General features: G+C 39.3%; 16 protein-coding genes. 15 read left to right on the top strand and 1 reads right to left on the bottom strand.

Features of this window, described 5'->3' with window-relative positions; genetic code table 11:
* Positions 1 to 28: 28 nt before the first annotated feature.
* The gene (flgA, locus tag FCS21_RS13280) at positions 29 to 721 is read right to left on the bottom strand and encodes a flagellar basal body P-ring formation chaperone FlgA (protein WP_138624033.1); all 693 of its coding nucleotides are present in this window, start codon (positions 719 to 721) and stop codon (positions 29 to 31) included.
* A 262-nt stretch (positions 722 to 983) separates the two neighbouring features.
* Here flgA and FCS21_RS13275 point away from each other — a divergent pair, with 262 nt between their 5' ends.
* From FCS21_RS13275 to FCS21_RS13210, 15 genes are all read left to right on the top strand, one after another.
* Positions 984 to 1,913 (top strand): chemotaxis protein, encoded by a 930-nt coding sequence (locus FCS21_RS13275; RefSeq protein WP_138624032.1) that lies wholly within the window; start codon positions 984 to 986, stop codon positions 1,911 to 1,913.
* 87 nt (positions 1,914 to 2,000) lie between these two features.
* Entirely contained in the window at positions 2,001 to 2,831 is an 831-nt protein-coding gene (locus FCS21_RS13270) for a CheR family methyltransferase (protein ID WP_138624031.1), read from the top strand.
* 212 nt (positions 2,832 to 3,043) lie between these two features.
* Complete coding sequence (gene flgB, locus FCS21_RS13265; RefSeq protein ID WP_138624030.1) at positions 3,044 to 3,442, top strand: flagellar basal body rod protein FlgB; 399 nt, start codon at positions 3,044 to 3,046, stop codon at positions 3,440 to 3,442.
* A 2-nt stretch (positions 3,443 to 3,444) separates the two neighbouring features.
* Positions 3,445 to 3,876, top strand: a complete 432-nt coding sequence (gene flgC / locus FCS21_RS13260; protein ID WP_138624029.1) for a flagellar basal body rod protein FlgC — start codon at positions 3,445 to 3,447, stop codon at positions 3,874 to 3,876.
* On the top strand, positions 3,876 to 4,043 hold the full coding sequence (locus FCS21_RS16825; protein WP_171035709.1) for a flagellar basal body rod protein FlgC: 168 nt from the start codon (positions 3,876 to 3,878) through the stop codon (positions 4,041 to 4,043). Before flgC ends, FCS21_RS16825 begins: the two co-directional genes overlap by 1 nt.
* Before the next feature lie 63 nt (positions 4,044 to 4,106).
* On the top strand, positions 4,107 to 4,793 hold the full coding sequence (locus tag FCS21_RS13255; protein WP_138624028.1) for a flagellar hook assembly protein FlgD: 687 nt from the start codon (positions 4,107 to 4,109) through the stop codon (positions 4,791 to 4,793).
* Between the two features lie 146 nt (positions 4,794 to 4,939).
* Entirely contained in the window at positions 4,940 to 6,289 is a 1,350-nt protein-coding gene (flgE, locus tag FCS21_RS13250; protein ID WP_138624027.1) for a flagellar hook protein FlgE, read from the top strand.
* 301 nt (positions 6,290 to 6,590) lie between these two features.
* Positions 6,591 to 7,334 (top strand): flagellar basal-body rod protein FlgF, encoded by a 744-nt coding sequence (flgF, locus tag FCS21_RS13245; protein WP_138624026.1) that lies wholly within the window; start codon positions 6,591 to 6,593, stop codon positions 7,332 to 7,334.
* Between the two features lie 87 nt (positions 7,335 to 7,421).
* Entirely contained in the window at positions 7,422 to 8,210 is a 789-nt protein-coding gene (gene flgG / locus FCS21_RS13240) for a flagellar basal-body rod protein FlgG (protein WP_138624025.1), read from the top strand.
* Positions 8,211 to 8,265: 55 nt separating this feature from the next.
* Positions 8,266 to 8,961 carry a flagellar basal body L-ring protein FlgH gene (flgH, locus tag FCS21_RS13235; RefSeq protein ID WP_138624024.1) on the top strand — a complete coding sequence of 232 codons (696 nt, stop codon included), beginning with the start codon at positions 8,266 to 8,268 and terminating at the stop codon, positions 8,959 to 8,961.
* 94 nt (positions 8,962 to 9,055) lie between these two features.
* A complete protein-coding gene (locus FCS21_RS13230) occupies positions 9,056 to 10,147 on the top strand; it encodes a flagellar basal body P-ring protein FlgI (RefSeq protein ID WP_138624023.1) in 1,092 nt (363 codons plus the stop codon).
* A gap of 360 nt (positions 10,148 to 10,507) precedes the next feature.
* Positions 10,508 to 11,665, top strand: a complete 1,158-nt coding sequence (gene flgJ / locus FCS21_RS13225; RefSeq protein ID WP_138624022.1) for a flagellar assembly peptidoglycan hydrolase FlgJ — start codon at positions 10,508 to 10,510, stop codon at positions 11,663 to 11,665.
* A 154-nt stretch (positions 11,666 to 11,819) separates the two neighbouring features.
* Positions 11,820 to 13,817 carry a flagellar hook-associated protein FlgK gene (flgK, locus tag FCS21_RS13220; protein WP_138624021.1) on the top strand — a complete coding sequence of 666 codons (1,998 nt, stop codon included), beginning with the start codon at positions 11,820 to 11,822 and terminating at the stop codon, positions 13,815 to 13,817.
* A 10-nt stretch (positions 13,818 to 13,827) separates the two neighbouring features.
* The gene (gene flgL / locus FCS21_RS13215; RefSeq protein WP_138624020.1) at positions 13,828 to 15,060 is read left to right on the top strand and encodes a flagellar hook-associated protein FlgL; all 1,233 of its coding nucleotides are present in this window, start codon (positions 13,828 to 13,830) and stop codon (positions 15,058 to 15,060) included.
* A gap of 216 nt (positions 15,061 to 15,276) precedes the next feature.
* Positions 15,277 to 16,107 (top strand): flagellin N-terminal helical domain-containing protein (locus FCS21_RS13210; protein ID WP_442548486.1); only part of this gene is annotated, 831 nt, incomplete at its 3' end.

The following is a 16,107-nucleotide window of genomic DNA, read 5'->3' as shown; positions in this document are numbered from 1 at the left end:
TTCGATACTACTAGATTATGACACTTGATTATAGGTTAATTTCTACTTGGTTAATAGTTTTCACGCGTGCGGTAATAACTTTCTCTGAGCGGCTGTTTTCTATTCTTATTTGTTCATTAATATTCCCTGAACTTAACGCAATACCGCGTGTTTTTATACTGAAACTATCAGAGGCAGCAATAATGGTTACAACATCGCCTTTGCATATTAAACAAATACTTCGCTTGTTAATGGCTCTACCTTGACCAATGCGTCGCTTAGCCTTCGCGCCAAAAACTATGGCTTCATCAGTTAGCTTACTACCGCGAATTCGGTTAGTTGCTATATAAGCTAGTTCAACATTGTTTTCATCGAGCCTCTCTCCTTTAAGGATTGTTTTTTTTGCGATGAAAATAGCTTTAGTTATTTCAACTTTGGCCGATAAGTATATTTGCCATGGTGTTGATTCATCGCAACTAATTTTTATATTTACATTTATAGAGTTATTCTTTTCAGGTATATTTGCAGTTAAAGGGATATTACAGGGCTTAATCTTTATTCTAGGATCTAACTCGGCAACTGAAACTCGCACTTTTTCTTCTTCTGTAGAAGGATATTGCTCGGTTAAATAAGTGTGTGCAAAGTCCTCAATGAAGGTACTGTCTAGTTCGGTAGCAGTAGCACTTTTTTGCTCAATGAGTAGTAACAATAAAAAAATAAAAAAAACGTTAATATGGCGCATATATTTTGTTGCTATCCTTAAGTAAGTTATAAATAGTCGTCTATGCTTAATATACTTAAGCAATGTAAACTAAATGGTTTAAGTTAAGTGATTTACACTAAGTGATTTAAATTAGCAGTAAAAAATAAGATAAAATTAAAATAGGCGTCAATTTTCAGGCGCTTCGTGATAATTAATTTTATAGTAAATACAATTCAAGAACTGTGCCTTAAGTGCTCATTAGCATAAAGATAACAATAGCGCAGTAACACATGAGGTTCATATGGCAGGCATACTCGATTCAGTAAACCAGCGTACGCAACTTGTTGGCGAAAACAGGTTGGAATTGTTACTTTTTAAACTCAATGGCAGGCAGAGGTTTGGTATTAATGTATTTAAAGTACGTGAGGTCATGCCATGTCCACGTTTAACGCTATTACCTAAGCAAGACTCATTTATTAAGGGCGTTGCACATATTAGGGGGCAAACCATATCGGTTATTGACTTAAGTAAGTCAACGGGGGGGCCTGCAATTGAACAAACAGCAGACAGTTATATTATCATTGCTGAGTATAACCGCAGTGTACAAGGGTTTCTTGTCGCGGGTGTTGAGCGCATAGTCACCTTAAGCTGGGCTGATGTTATGCCGCCCCCAGAAGGCGCTGGTAAATCTAGTTATTTAACAGCCGTTACTGAAATAGACGGTCAGATGGTATCGATACTTGATGTTGAGAAAATTTTAAATGAAATTAGTCCAGTGTCAACTGAGGTGAGTGAAGAGTTAATTGATGTTTCTATAGGTGAGAAGCTTGGTGATAAATTAGTGATGATTGTTGATGACTCTACTGTTGCGAGAAATCAAGTCAGAAGAGCTTTAGAGCCATTAGGCATTAATATGGTGCTTGCTAAAAACGGTCGTGATGCCTTAACGCAGTTATTAGCGATTGATGAGACTTGTCAAAGTAGTATTACTGAGAAAGTCGCCTTGATGATTTCTGATATTGAAATGCCAGAAATGGATGGTTATACCTTAACCGCCGAAGTAAAAGGTAATGATCGTATGTCAAAAATGCCTATTATTTTACACACTTCATTAAGTGGTGTCTTTAATAATGCCATGGTTGAAAAAGTTGGTGCAGAAGACTTTATTCCTAAGTTCCATCCAGATGAACTAGCAATAGCCGTGAAAAAATGGTTAAAAATAGAAGAATAAATGATGTCTTGCCATTAGAGTAAATGAATGGCAACCTCCACCTTTTTTTGGGGTTACTAAGGCCTTTTAAATAATAGGGAAATAATAGTGTCAGCAAGAGAACTTGATGAAAAAAGCTATGATCAATTTAGAACTTTTTTAGAGCAACAGTGTGGCATAGTACTGGGAGAAAAAAAGCAGTATTTAGTTAAAAGCCGATTAGCTCCCTTGATGGCTAAATTTTCACTCAGCTCCTTGAGTGAATTAGTTAACCGTACTCTTATGCCTACCGAGCGGCAATTGCGTGCCGCGGTTATCGATGCCATGACCACCAATGAAACGTTATGGTTTCGTGACGACTATCCGTTTAAATTACTGCAAAGTAAATTATTACCAGATTTTGCCAACCGTAAAACGCCTGTTAAAATCTGGTCTGCGGCGAGCTCTTCAGGTCAAGAACCCTATTCTATAGCTATGTCCGTATTAGAGTACCAACAAAAAAATCCAGGGGCTTTTCCACGTGGTGTACAAGTTATTGGTACCGATATATCAACAACTATGCTAGAACACTGTAAATATGGCCATTACGACAGCTTAGCCCTTGCCCGAGGGTTATCTGCTGAGCGTAAGCAACGTTTCTTTGAAACCGGTGATAATGGCATGCTGAAGATAAAAGATGAAGTGAAGAAAATGGTAAGCTTTAGACCATTAAATTTACTTAACAGTTATAGCTTGATAGGTCGATTTGATATTGTATTTTGTCGTAATGTCTTGATTTACTTCTCGCCAGAAATAAAAACGCAAATAATTAGTCAAATTCATGGCGTATTAAATAATGACGGCTATTTGTTTTTAGGTGCTTCAGAGTCTTTATCGGGTATAAATCAAAACTTTACTATGATGCGCTGTAACCCAGGTATCGTATACCAAAAAAAATAACTCCCCTGATAATCACCTCGTATTATCAAACAATAATAACCTAGCTTACAATAGCCGAGCTAACAACAATGACCTTCTTTGTTGTTAGCTCGGCTATTGTCTTCTGCATAGGCTTACTTACCTTAATTACCGCACTGATTATCACACTAATTTTTTAATTGGCATAATTATTGTATGCTATTTAACTAAACGTAAATCATTGTGAGGCTATTATGGCTATAGGTTTTGATAAAGGCTTTCAACTACATTCCCAAGGTATGCTTATTCGCTCGCAACGGGCAGAAGTCATTGCTAGTAATATTGCTAATGCGGATACCCCAGGTTACAAAGCGAAGGGTGTCGATTTTAAACAAGCTTTAGCACAAGCGACAAATAAACAGCAAATGGGCATGACTCGCACCAATGAAAAACACTTTGATGTACGTACCGAATTAAATAACGCGGTTGATTTTCGTATTCCTAATCAACCTGATACAGGTGACGGTAATACAGTAGATGTACAAGTGGAACGAAACTTGTATCTAAAAAATTCAATGGAGTATCAAGCAAGCGTTCAGTTTCTTAATGGCAAAGTTAAAAGCATGAAGAAAGTGATTAGCGGAGGTCAATAGTTATGAGTCTTTTTAACGTATTTAATATCACTGGTAGTGGCATGAGCGCGCAATCAGTACGTTTAAACACTACAGCAAGTAATATTGCTAATGCCGATAGTGTTAGCAGTAGTGCCGATCAAACCTACCGAGCAAGGCACCCTGTTTTTGCCGCTGCTATGCAAGAAGCTGCCGCAGGGCAAGGAGCAAAAGACGGTAGTGGTGTAGGTGTGAATGTGCTCGGCATTGTTGAAAGTGATAAACCATTGAACGTCGAATATTCACCTAGCCATCCTATGGCAGATAAAGACGGCTATATCTATAAGCCTAATGTCAATGTTATCGAAGAAATGACCAATATGATCTCAGCATCGCGCTCATACCAAACTAATGTGCAATTAGCTGAATCAGCCAAAAATATGCTCAATAAAACATTACAGTTAGGTCAACAATAATGATTGATTTTTATTTTGCTTGTGGGGATGAAGCAATGAATGATATCACAAATACAGTAATATCAGCATCGTGCTCATACCAAGTTAATAGCCAACAAAGTAATGTTCAGTTAGTTGCATTAGCTAAAAAAATGCTCAATAAAACATTACCGTTAGGTCAACGATAATGAGAGTTTTAGTAAGGTATTTATCTTCTTACGCTATCTTATTACACCACGTAGGAGTGGATAATGGAAACAATTAAAGGTACGAATCCGTTAGAGGATCTACGTTGGCAAAAAGAGAAATATGAAATTGCAGAGCAAGATAAAGGCATGCTTACACAAGCTGACTTTTTTGCATTATTAACGAAAGAACTTTCAAACCAAGATCCCACTAAACCCGTTGATAACAACGAAATGATTTCGCAAATGACAGCTTTTTCTACTACCGACGGAGTACAAAAACTCAATGACTCTTTTGGTTCCTTTGCAAGTTCAATGACTTCAAGTCAAGCACTACAAGCCTCGTCACTCGTTGGCCGTAGTGTTTTAGTTGAAGATAATGTTTTTGGTATGAGCGAAGGTGAAAATGTTAAAGGTAAGCTTGTTGCTGAAAAAGGCGCAAGCAACGTTAATATTTATGTAGAAAATGTTGCCGGAGAAGTTATTCAAACAGTGCCTGTAGGTAGTGTTGGCGAAGGTGAATTTGGCTTTACTTGGAATGGACAAACCGCTAAGGGAGAGCCAGCGCCAGCAGGGGCTTATCGCTTTAGGGTCGTTGGTTTAGTTGAAGGCCAAGCATCAGAGCTTGAAGCCATGACTTATCGAAAAGTTGACAGTGTTACCTTAGCTGGTGCCGGCGGTAATATTGTACTCAACCTTAACGGTGGTAGTGCAATGAAGTTAGCTGATGTCATTGAAGTGTCGGAAGGTTAAGTAGGCCCGTTATATTACAAGCGTGTTAAACGGTGCTTATCCGTCACGCATTTATTGAATTATTAGCAGCATTATAATTATTGTCAGTACTATTATTATTTTTTGCTGTCAAAGAATTGTCAACAGAGTTTTAAGAGGGTTAAATTATGTCATTTAATATTGCATTAAGCGGATTAAACGCAGCACAAAAAGATTTAGATGTAACATCAAACAACATTGCTAACGTTAATACCGTTGGTTTTAAGGAATCACGTGCTGAGTTTGTCGATGTCTATGCATCATCATTACTTGCTGCAGGCAAAACTAAAGTAGGTGATGGTGTGTTAACCTCTGATGTTGCTCAGCAATTCTCTCAGGGTAGTATCCAATTTACTAATAACGCCTTAGATTTGGCGATAACCGGTAATGGCTTTTTTGCTACTGTCCCAGAGCTTGGCTCACTTGAACGCTCATATACTCGAGCCGGACAGTTTAAATTAAACTCTGAGAATTTCGTGGTTAATTCTCAAGGTGGTCACTTGTTAGGTTTCCCAATTAACCCTGATGGTAGCTCTTCATCGGTAAGTTTAAGTACCGCATCACCGATTCGCATTCCTACTGCGTCAGGTGCGCCCACTAAAACCAGTCAAGTAGACGTTCGTATGAACTTACCCGCAGGTGATGTACCGCCAGCAAACCCTGTCTTTGATCCAAGCGATCCTTTAACGTTTAATAACTCAACTTCAGTAACCATTTTTGATTCGTTAGGTGATAGCCATGTGATGACCTATTACTTTGTTAAAGCTTCAGCGAATGAATGGAATATGTTTACCGCTGTTGACGATGTCATGGTTGATATTCCTTCTACGGGTGAATCACCTATAACACCAGAGTATCCGCTACCGGCACCAACACCCCCTACTCAAGCAGGTGTTACCGGTGCAGTATTGAGCTTTAATGCCAGTGGTGATTTTATTGGTCAAAATCCAGCGTTAATACAAACAGCGGCGTTAGGTCCTGGTATTTTAAGTAATGGTGCTGATCCTACGCAACAAGTGATTATTGATTTCAACTTAGATATTGGTGGCCCTAATCCTAATGAGCCCACACAGTTTGCTTCCAACTTTGAAGTAACTGCGTTAAAACAAGATGGTTTAGCGGTTGGTCGATTAACCGGTATTGATATTGGTAATGATGGCTTAGTACGCGCCACATACTCAAATGGTACTTCACAACCGTTAGCGCGAATTGCCCTAGTAAACTTTGCCAATGAACAAGGCTTAACACAAGTAGGTAATAGTAACTGGAAAGAAAGCTTAGTATCGGGAGAAGCATTAGCGGGAGAGGCTGGCTCAGGTACTTTTGGTGGTATTAATTCTTCAGCGTTAGAGCAATCGAATGTTAACTTAACCGGAGAGCTTATTGACTTGATTTCAGCACAAAGAAATTTCCAAGCTAACTCGCGTGCCTTAGAAGTTGATAACCAGTTAAATCAAACCATTTTGCAAATTCGATAGTTAATCAGCTAACGAAAAAGTAAAACAATGAAACTTAGTATAACCTGTTGGGTTACACTAAATATAAGCTGCTAATTAAAGACTTAATTAGCAGCTTTTTTATTGTAATCGCTATATATGATTTTTCCATCAAACCTTATTTATCGGTAAGTAACATCGATAAGCCTCTTCGTTCAATCCCCATACATAGCCAATGTCATCCCATATCAGTACAAAATAGTCTGTTGAAAATACTTGTTAAATAGCTGGCACTGTATTTGCATTTATCCAGTATATACTTTTTATTTTTGGAAGAATCATTATGGATAAGTTGCTTTATATCGCCATGAGTGGCGCCAAACAGAACATGCAAGCCTTATCAATTAATGCCAATAATCTGGCGAATGCTAAAACGACAGGCTTTAAAGCAGATTTAGCGCAAGCACGAAGTATGCAAGCTTATGGTGAAGGTATGCCGTCACGTGTTTTTTCAATGACAGAGCGAGCTAGCCAAAATTTTGACTCAGGCGCTTTACTTCATACTGGTCGTTCATTAGATGTTGCGGTTGAAGGCGATGGTTTCTTTGCGGTACAAGCTGAAGATGGTCAAGAGGCGTACACACGCGGTGGGCACTTTCGTTTAACTGAAACGGGTGCGCTAGAAACTAATGATGGTGAGCTAGTCATCGGTGAAAATGGTCCTATTACTTTACCGCTACCGGTTAATAATATTCAAATTAGTCGTGATGGTACCATTATGGTACAGCCTGAAGGTGCGCCAAGTAGTGTCCAAGAAGAAGTGGCTCGCATTAAAATGGTTAACCCCGACACACGCTTAGTAGAAAAGGGTAATGATGGCTTATTTCGAGCCAAAAATGGTGGGCAATTACTTGCCGATATTAATGTCAATGTTCTTGGTGGGGCGCTCGAGTCGAGTAATGTGAATCCTATTAATGAAATGACCGAAATGATTGCTTTGCAGCGCCAGTTTGAAATGCAACTCAAAATGATGAAAACCGCGGAAGAAATTGATTCAAGTGCTTCTTCACTGCTTCGTGCTTTTTAGCTATTAGTATGCTTTTTAAATAGTATAAATTTTTAGGTGTTATTTGGCTTCTTGAGCCAATAGCGACCACTCAATCAGAGGTGATATATGAACCCAGCATTATGGATTAGTAAAACTGGCTTAGATGCGCAAAATAAAGATATTGCGGTAATTTCAAATAACCTAGCCAACGCCAGTACTATTGGCTTTAAAAAAAGCAGAGCTGTTTTTGAAGATTTACTTTATCAAAATATTAATCAGCCTGGTGGAAGAACCGCGCAAGATACTGAAGCGCCATCAGGGTTAATGCTAGGTGCGGGGACTAAAGTGGTTGCCACACAAAAAATTCATACTCAAGGTGATTTGATCACTACCGACAACGCCCTTGACTTAATGATTCAAGGGGAAGGTTTTTTTGAAATTGCCATGCCAGACGGCAGTTCAGCGTACAGCCGCAATGGTCAATTTACCATGGACGATGAAGGCAATATGGTTACCCCAGGTGCGGGTTATTTGATTCAGCCACAGGTCACTATTCCTGAAGACGCCTTAAGTATTATTGTCTCACAAGATGGTGAAGTGTCAGTAACGCTCCAAGGTCAGGCTGAACCGGCTGTTGTTGGTCAAATTAACTTAATGAACTTTGTTAACCCTACGGGCTTACAACCGATAGGGCAAAATTTGTATACAGAAACAGCGGTAAGTGGTGCACCACAAGAAGGTGTTCCGGGTCTTGAAGGGTACGGCATGATAGTTCAAGGCGCTTTAGAAACCTCGAATGTCAATACCACCGAGGAGTTAGTGAACTTAATTGAAAGTCAGCGTGTTTATGAAATGAACTCCAAAGTAATTTCAGCGGTTGATGAAATGCTTAGTTATATCAATCAGCAACTTTAGTCACATCAATTAACGTGTTTATTAACCGGATAAAAAGAATCAAGAGGAGGCAGTAATGAAAGTTTTATATAAATTAGTTACCGTTAGTTTACTGATTTTAGTAACGAGTGCGTGTAGTAACACTGTTGAGTTAAATAAAGCGCTGCCAAATGATCCAGACTTTGCACCGATAATGCCAGAGGAAGAAGAAGAGCGCATTGTACCCTCGGGTTCATTATTTAAACCTTATTATGTTAATAATATTTATTCAGACTCTAAGGCACATCGTGTTGGCGATATTATCTCCGTTATCTTAAGTGAAAAAACCCAAGCAAAGAAAAATGCTAAAACAGAATTGAAAAAAGAAAACGAAACCAACTTAGATACCGTAACTGGTTTTGGTGGTGTTCCTATTAGCGTGAACGGCCAGTCACTTCAGTTTGGTATGAGCCAAGACTCAAACTTTAAAGGTGATTCAAAAGCGGATCAAGGTAATAGTTTAAGCGGTAATATTTCAGTCCATGTACTAAGAGTATTACCTAATGGCAACTTGATGATTCGTGGTGAAAAATGGCTAACGTTAAATAATGGTGACGAATATATCCGCTTAACGGGTGTTATTCGCTCAAAAGATATTAATTCTAATAATACCATTATGTCTAACAAAGTAGCTAATGCACGTATTCAATATGCGGGTACGGGGAGTTTTGCTGACACCAATGAACAAGGTTGGTTGGCGAAGTTCTTTAATAGCTCTTGGTGGCCATTTTAAAAATAGCTTGGGCGACTCACTTGAATGATTAATTAAACTGGTCATAACAAGGGTCAACTTAGTTTTTTTAGATAAATATTTTAAGGTAAAAAATATGAAAGCTGTAATTGCACTGTTTATTCTCTTCTCTTTACTGACGTCATGGTCAGTAAAGGCTCAGCGGATTAAAGATTTAGCTGACGTTGCTGGTGTGCGCTCAAACCAATTAATAGGTTATGGCTTAGTGGTAGGTTTACCCGGTACTGGTGAACAAAGCCCGTTTACCGAGCAAAGTTTTAAAACGATGTTAAGTAACTTTGGTATTACTATGCCTGAGAATTTAAAACCTAAAATAAAGAATGTTGCTGCGGTAGCCGTACATGCCGAGTTAGGCGCATTTACCAAGGCAGGGCAAACCATTGATGTAACTGTTTCTAGTATGGGCAGTGCACAAAGCTTACGTGGTGGCACGTTAGTACAAACGATATTAATGGGCCTTGACGGCAATGCTTATGCTGTAGCCCAGGGGTCATTAGTGGTTAGTGGTTTAGGCGCGCAAGGTTTAGATGGCTCGCAAGTGTTAGTGAACATTCCAACCGTAGGGCGTATTGCTAATGGCGGTATTGTTGAACGCGAAGTTAAATCACCTTTTGCTACCGGTGACTACATCACTTTTAATCTACGCAACTCTGACTTTACAACCGCTAAACGTTTGTCTGATACTATTAACGATTTAATTGCTGGCTCCGCACAAGCGATTGATGCAACATCCGTTAGAGTAAGTGCGCCGCGTGATATCAGCGATCGGGTCAGTTTTTTATCGGTACTTGAAAATCTTGAATTTGAACCAGCTACTCCAGCGGCAAAAATTATTGTTAACTCTCGCACGGGGACTATTGTTATTGGCTCTGAAGTTACATTGCTTGCTGCTGCTATTACCCATGGTGGTATCACAGTAACCATTAACGAAATGCAAGATGTGTCACAGCCCAATGCTTTTGCTGAAGGTGAAACAGTGGTGACTAATCAATCAGCGGTTAATGTTAGTAATGCCGATGCTCGTATGTTTGTTTTCAAGCCAGGGGTAACACTTGAAACATTGGTGCGTGCAATCAATGAAGTAGGTGCAGGTCCTGGTGATGTGATGGCTATTTTAGAAGCTTTAGATCAAGCCGGAGCGATACGAGGCGAATTAGTCATCATCTAATTTAACGGCTTATCTTGTCGCTGTAGGGCTCAATTTGGGCGTTAAAAGTAGTTACTGACATGTCTCAGCTCTGTGATTTTTCTTTAACTTGAACCATACAGCTTAAAGCTAACATGCTAATAAGTGAACTGATAACTGATAACTGTTAATTGTTCAAAAGTTCAAATCAATGTTTTGTGTGTTTATGCACAGACTTTAAGGATGTCATCCTGTGGTGTCTTAATCAGGGGGCCAGTTTCAAAATTTAATAGGTTTTCAATAGATACTTCGAAGAACATAGTCACGCAAAATCCTAAATTAATAATGTAGGCATGATACTTGTATAAAGATATTTAGTTATATTATTAGGTAAATAAAATTATGGATATCAATGCAAGCCTTAAACAAAATTTTGATCAAGCGCGTAATGCTCTTGATCTTAATGGTCTAAATGATATTCGTCAGCAATCGCGTGCAGGAGATGGCGAGGCTAAAAAAGAAGCGTTACAAGAAGCGGCTCAACAGTTTGAAGCCATTTTTATGAAAATGCTCTTGTCCAGTATGCGTAAAGCCCAAGAAGTTCTCGAATCAGACAGCCCATTTAATTCTCAATCAAGCAAATTTTATCGAGATATGCATGATCAGCAAATGGCCGTAGAACTTTCTTCTAATGGCTCGCTTGGCTTAACTGATTTAATTGTTAGACAACTCGGTGGCGATGATGGCACGTTCAAACCTAGTTCAATATTGCGCAATGATGGTAATTTGACGCCAACAAGCCATGTTAACACGCTTGAGAATACCACCACACAAAACACTACAAGTAGTCAGGCAAGTAAAGACAAACAACATAACTCTTTAGTGGAAAAAATGCTTAGCGATAGCAATAACATTAACTCTGATATCGATGTGCCTTTTTCAGGTAGTTACCAGTCTCAAAGCATTCCCAATAACTCAATCAGTAATACAGCAAGTCAGTTTACTTTGAGTGAGTTAGATAAAAAAACAATTAAAAAGAATACTCCATTAGAAAGCGTCAACATTTCAGCACCTTCAGGAGCGCCAATATTTGAACAACCGAAAGATTTTGTTAGCGCTTTAGTTGCACCAGCACAAAAAGTACAGCAACAATTAGGTGTACCTTTTGAAGTGGTTATTGCTCAAGCCGCTCTAGAAACAGGTTGGGGACAAAAAATCATTAAAGGTCAAAATGGCGACAGTTCTAATAACTTATTTAATATAAAAGCTGACTCTCGTTGGGCTGGAGATAAAGTAACTAAAGATACTTTAGAGTTTGAGCAAGGTGCCATGGTTAAAAAATCAGAGCCTTTTAGAACCTATCAATCATTAAGCGATAGCGTTGATGATTACATAAACTTCCTTTCAACTAGCGAACGCTACCAAGAAGCATTGCAAAGCTCAGGCAATGTGGAACACTTCCTGCAAGGTTTACAGAAAGCAGGTTATGCAACTGATCCTCAGTATGCCGATAAAATTTTAGGCACCTTGAAAACAGTGACTAACCTTCTAGCTAAATAGTTAAGAAAATCAATCCAATACATTAGGGAAAGCTTATAACTTAAAGTGATAAACGTTTTTAAGTTATAGACCTTCATCAAAAAAATTAGAGTAAATATAGCAATGACTTACGTGCAAGTGCTTATTCGTATGTTCGGTTGTAGGAGTTAATATTATGTCGATAGGTTTATACCAAACAGGTGTCAGTGGTTTATTAGCTGCTCAGCAACAGTTGGCAACAACGGGTCATAATATTGCCAACGTTAATACTGAAGGTTATAACCGCCAACGTGCGGAGCAAAATACGACCTTAGGTTTTAATAATGGTAATAACTTCATTGGTACCGGCACCTATATTCAAGATATTACTCGACTTTACGATAAATTTTCCTATAAAGAGCAGTTACTTAATCAAAGTAACTTAGGTAATGCGAATTTTCTAAAAGCAAGTTTAGCGCAATTAGATCAAATTATGTCGAGTTCTGGGAATGCCTTAGTAGGTTCTATTGATAAATTTTATCAAGCAATGAACGGTGTAGCAGATAATCCTAACGATTCTGGTTTACGTAGCATAGTGCTTAATCAAGCTAATGTACTCAGTAATAACTTTAATGAGTTAACGCAAAATTTTGACAAAATGACTGATGCTGTTAATGGCGAAATATCACAAGTCGCGGATAAAATTTCTGAGATATCCCATGAAATAGCTAAAATAAACGATAATATTTTACATTCTCAAGGGACTAATACCGCTGGTCAACCTAACGATTTACTTGATAAACGTGATCAGCTTATTAGTGAGTTAGGCGAATATACTAACGTTTCTACCGTAGAAGATGATAACGGCGTGATGACCGTAATGATTGGTCAAGGCACCACATTAGTGGCAGGTATTACGCCGTTAACGGTACAAGTTAATGCTGGTGACCCTGACCCTAAAAAAATACAATTAAGCTTAGTAAGCGGCAAAAGTTCAGTGCTTTTAAATGGCGCTAAACTAGGCGGCGCCTTATCGGCAAGTTTTGAATTTAGAGACCAACACTTAAATCAAACTCGTAAAGAAATTGATCGTTTGGCCATGGCAATCTCGTCAACCTTAAATGATAGCCAAGCAAGCGGTTTAGATTTAAATGCTTTACAAGGCGCGAATATATTTACTGATATTAACGCGACAGAATTACAGCAGGGTAGAGTACAAGGGCATTCAAGTAATACTGGTAGTACACAAGGAAAAATTGTTATAGATGACGTGTCAGCTTTACCTACGGATGACTTTGAAATACGGTTTGATGGTACCGACTTTACTTTATACAACCTAGCTACTGGTGGCACTGAAAACTTAGGTGCTCCAGGTACCAGTACACCAGCAACCGCGCCACCGGGTACGCATACCACAGCACATGGCTTTACCTTTGTAGAAACCGGTGTACCTGCTGCCGGGGATAAATTTACTATTGTACCTACTAACAATAGTGCCGCGCTAATGAAAACAACCTTGTCCAATGGTAATGCCATTGCGGCAAGTGGTGCTAATGCGGTTACACCTTCTACCAATAACGTCAGTGAAGGTACGGTAGAAATCACAGCGGTTAACGACCCCGTTGCCGCCAAAGCCCATGATATTACCGTGGATGTCTATGAAAGCTCGGCTGGCGTTTTTAGTTATCGGGTTTATAACACCTCAACGCCACCTCCTGCACCCACTATTGCTGATGGTGTCTATCCATCGGGTGGTAGTGTTGATATTGATATTCCAGCAGGCTCACCTGACTTTCAAATTAAAATCAGTGGAGACCTTGCTGGCTCTGGTGCTAACGCACGAGAAAAATTTACCATTAGTGATGCCTTCGGTGTTGGTAATAGCAGTAATGCCCATGCGATGGCCAAAACACAAGATCAAGGTGTTACCAATGGTGGCAGCGAAACGTTTAGTAAAAGTTTAGCGACCTCTACTTCAGTGGTTGGCTCAAAAGCCAGTAATGCTGAGGTAAGCGCAGAAACGGCTCAAGCACTGTTTACCCAGGCATACAACCGTAATCAAGCGACATCAGGGGTAAACCTTGATGAAGAAGCGGCTAATTTATTGAAATACCAACAAGCCTATCAAGCGGCGTCACAAATTATTTCTACCGCCAATACGTTATTTGACACTATTTTAGCAGCGGTAAGATAGGGAGTTTTCTATGCGCGTTTCTACAGCTCAATTTTATTTACAAAGTTCTCAACAAATGAGTCAAAAAACCTCCGATGTTAATGAACGTATGGCTTATTTAACCAGTGGTAAACGAGTACTTACCGCCAAAGATGATGCGGTCTCTTTTGGCACGTTAGCGGGTTATAAAAATGACTTAGCTAATATTGACCAATATAAGCGCAACATTGACCGCGCTGAAAGTCACAATAATTTACAAGAGGTTGTTTTTGCTGATGCAGAAGTGATTTTGGACCAAATCAAACAAGATATGCTTTTGGCAAATAACGGCCGTATGTCGAGTGAAGATCTACAGGTGTTAGCTGATCAAGTACGTAATAACTTTGACCAACTACTTAATATCGGTAATACCAAAAATGAAAATGGCGATTATATCTTCTCTGGTTATCAAACGACGGTAAAACCTTTTAGTCAACAATCTGACGGTACTGTGGTTTATAGCGGTGATGATGGCGTCAACAACATACAAGTGTCAAAAAATATTGATATCGCGCTTAATCAAACAGGTGATGCTGCCTTTCTTAATGTGAGCAATGCCATTGGTAACTTTAAGGCAAGTTACCCAGCTGCGCCTAACACTAATACCTCAGGCGTTGCACTTGAAAGCGCTAATGTGGTTGACCGCGGCGCATATAACACTAGCCCATTACCACACAATTACACCTTTGATTTTGATACCCCTGATGGCAATTTAACGGTAACGGGTACCAGTGGTGTTGTTTTTCCAGTGCCGCCCGCTGTGCCTGCACCTTATGCAGCAGGGCAAACTGTTTCCTTTGAGGGTATTGATGTCACCTTAAGCGGCAACCCTTTGCCGGGTGAAAGCTTTGAAATGAGTGAACAAGAAGACATTAGTATTTTTGAAACTGTAAATAATGCCATTAAATGGATGGAGCAAGGGACACTATCAGAGGGGAGGGAGCAGCAGCAGGTTGATTATAATAGCATTCTTACTCAGCTTAATTCAGCTATGAGTCACGTTACGTCTAGACGGGTTGACGCTGGTGTTCGCTTACAAGCACTAGATAACCAAAAAAACAGGCATTTAGATACTGAGCTAGCGACGACAACAAACCGCGGTAAAATTGAAGATTTAGATTTTGCCAAAGCTATATCAGAATTCGAGCAGACTAAAATTGCTTTACAAGCTTCACAGCAGGCCTTTAGCAAAGTGCAAGGGTTGACACTGTTTAATTATATTTAAGGTATAGGTAATTTTCATTGAATTTAGTGTCAAAAAATAAATTGGCATTGTTTATGCTTTATATATGGTCAGTAACATAAATAACTGATTGTTGACTGTATTGCTAAGCGAGAAAACAAAGTAAAACACGAAAGTAATCATTATGTTTTTAGAGAAGAGGCTTAATTTATAAGCTTCTAATAACACAAGTAAATGTAAGAATTAGGAGTTATTATTATGGCTTTATCAGTTGTAACAAACACAGCATCATTAAATGCACAGCGTAATCTAAATAAATCAGGTGAAGGTTTAGCAACGTCAATGCAACGTTTATCATCAGGTATGCGTATTAACAGCGCTAAAGATGATGCCGCGGGTATGCAAATTGCTAACCGCTTAACCTCACAGGTAAATGGGTTAGGTGTAGCACAGCGAAATGCAAACGATGGTATTTCAATGGCGCAAACCGCTGAAGGCGCGATGCAAGAATCATCAGCTATATTACAGCGTATGCGTGATTTAGCATTACAATCAGCTAACGGCTCAAACGGCGCTGAAGACAGAGCAGCGCTACAAAAAGAAGTGGGCGCACTACAACAAGAATTGACCCGTATTGCAGAAACAACAAAGTTTGGTGCGACCAGTTTACTTGACGGTACTTTTGGTACTAAGCAATTCCAAGTAGGTGCGAATGCTAATGAAACTATTAATGTTTCTTTAGGTAATATGTCTGCTAATAAAATAGGTGTTAATGAAATAAAAGGTCCTGGTACTGCAGCATCAACCGGCATCGGTGATGTTCAAACAATAGCCTTAGCAGCCAATATGAACACAACAGCAGATACGTTAAACATTAATGGTAAGAATGTTAGTGTTGGCGCTGGTGATGGCGCTGCTACTATTGCTGACACTGTTAACGCTGAAGCCACAGGTGTTGTTGCTGAAGCAAGTTTAAATACAACCATTGCGGGTATTGACTCAAGTAGCTCATCTACACTTGAGATATCTAAAGGTGGGGTTGCGGTTCATACCTATGATTTAAGTACCTTTGGTGGCGACTCAGAGCGT

The sequence above is a fragment of the Colwellia ponticola genome (genome assembly GCF_005885605.1).
Lineage (GTDB): Bacteria > Pseudomonadota > Gammaproteobacteria > Enterobacterales > Alteromonadaceae > Colwellia > Colwellia ponticola.
The sequence above is the reverse complement of the archived record's forward strand: the minus strand, read 5'-3'. Positions and strand labels throughout refer to the sequence as shown.

What these genes read in the sequence shown, in the direction of transcription:
- flgA (WP_138624033.1), bottom strand. Translation starts at nt 721, where the DNA reads ATGCGCCATATTAACGTTTTTTTTATTTTTTTATTGTTACTACTCATT.
- FCS21_RS13275 (WP_138624032.1), top strand. Translation starts at nt 984, where the DNA reads ATGGCAGGCATACTCGATTCAGTAAACCAGCGTACGCAACTTGTTGGC.
- flgB (WP_138624030.1), top strand. Translation starts at nt 3,044, where the DNA reads ATGGCTATAGGTTTTGATAAAGGCTTTCAACTACATTCCCAAGGTATG.
- flgC (WP_138624029.1), top strand. Translation starts at nt 3,445, where the DNA reads ATGAGTCTTTTTAACGTATTTAATATCACTGGTAGTGGCATGAGCGCG.
- FCS21_RS16825 (WP_171035709.1), top strand. Translation starts at nt 3,876, where the DNA reads ATGATTGATTTTTATTTTGCTTGTGGGGATGAAGCAATGAATGATATC.
- FCS21_RS13255 (WP_138624028.1), top strand. Translation starts at nt 4,107, where the DNA reads ATGGAAACAATTAAAGGTACGAATCCGTTAGAGGATCTACGTTGGCAA.
- flgE (WP_138624027.1), top strand. Translation starts at nt 4,940, where the DNA reads ATGTCATTTAATATTGCATTAAGCGGATTAAACGCAGCACAAAAAGAT.
- flgF (WP_138624026.1), top strand. Translation starts at nt 6,591, where the DNA reads ATGGATAAGTTGCTTTATATCGCCATGAGTGGCGCCAAACAGAACATG.
- flgG (WP_138624025.1), top strand. Translation starts at nt 7,422, where the DNA reads ATGAACCCAGCATTATGGATTAGTAAAACTGGCTTAGATGCGCAAAAT.
- flgH (WP_138624024.1), top strand. Translation starts at nt 8,266, where the DNA reads ATGAAAGTTTTATATAAATTAGTTACCGTTAGTTTACTGATTTTAGTA.
- FCS21_RS13230 (WP_138624023.1), top strand. Translation starts at nt 9,056, where the DNA reads ATGAAAGCTGTAATTGCACTGTTTATTCTCTTCTCTTTACTGACGTCA.
- flgJ (WP_138624022.1), top strand. Translation starts at nt 10,508, where the DNA reads ATGGATATCAATGCAAGCCTTAAACAAAATTTTGATCAAGCGCGTAAT.
- flgK (WP_138624021.1), top strand. Translation starts at nt 11,820, where the DNA reads ATGTCGATAGGTTTATACCAAACAGGTGTCAGTGGTTTATTAGCTGCT.
- flgL (WP_138624020.1), top strand. Translation starts at nt 13,828, where the DNA reads ATGCGCGTTTCTACAGCTCAATTTTATTTACAAAGTTCTCAACAAATG.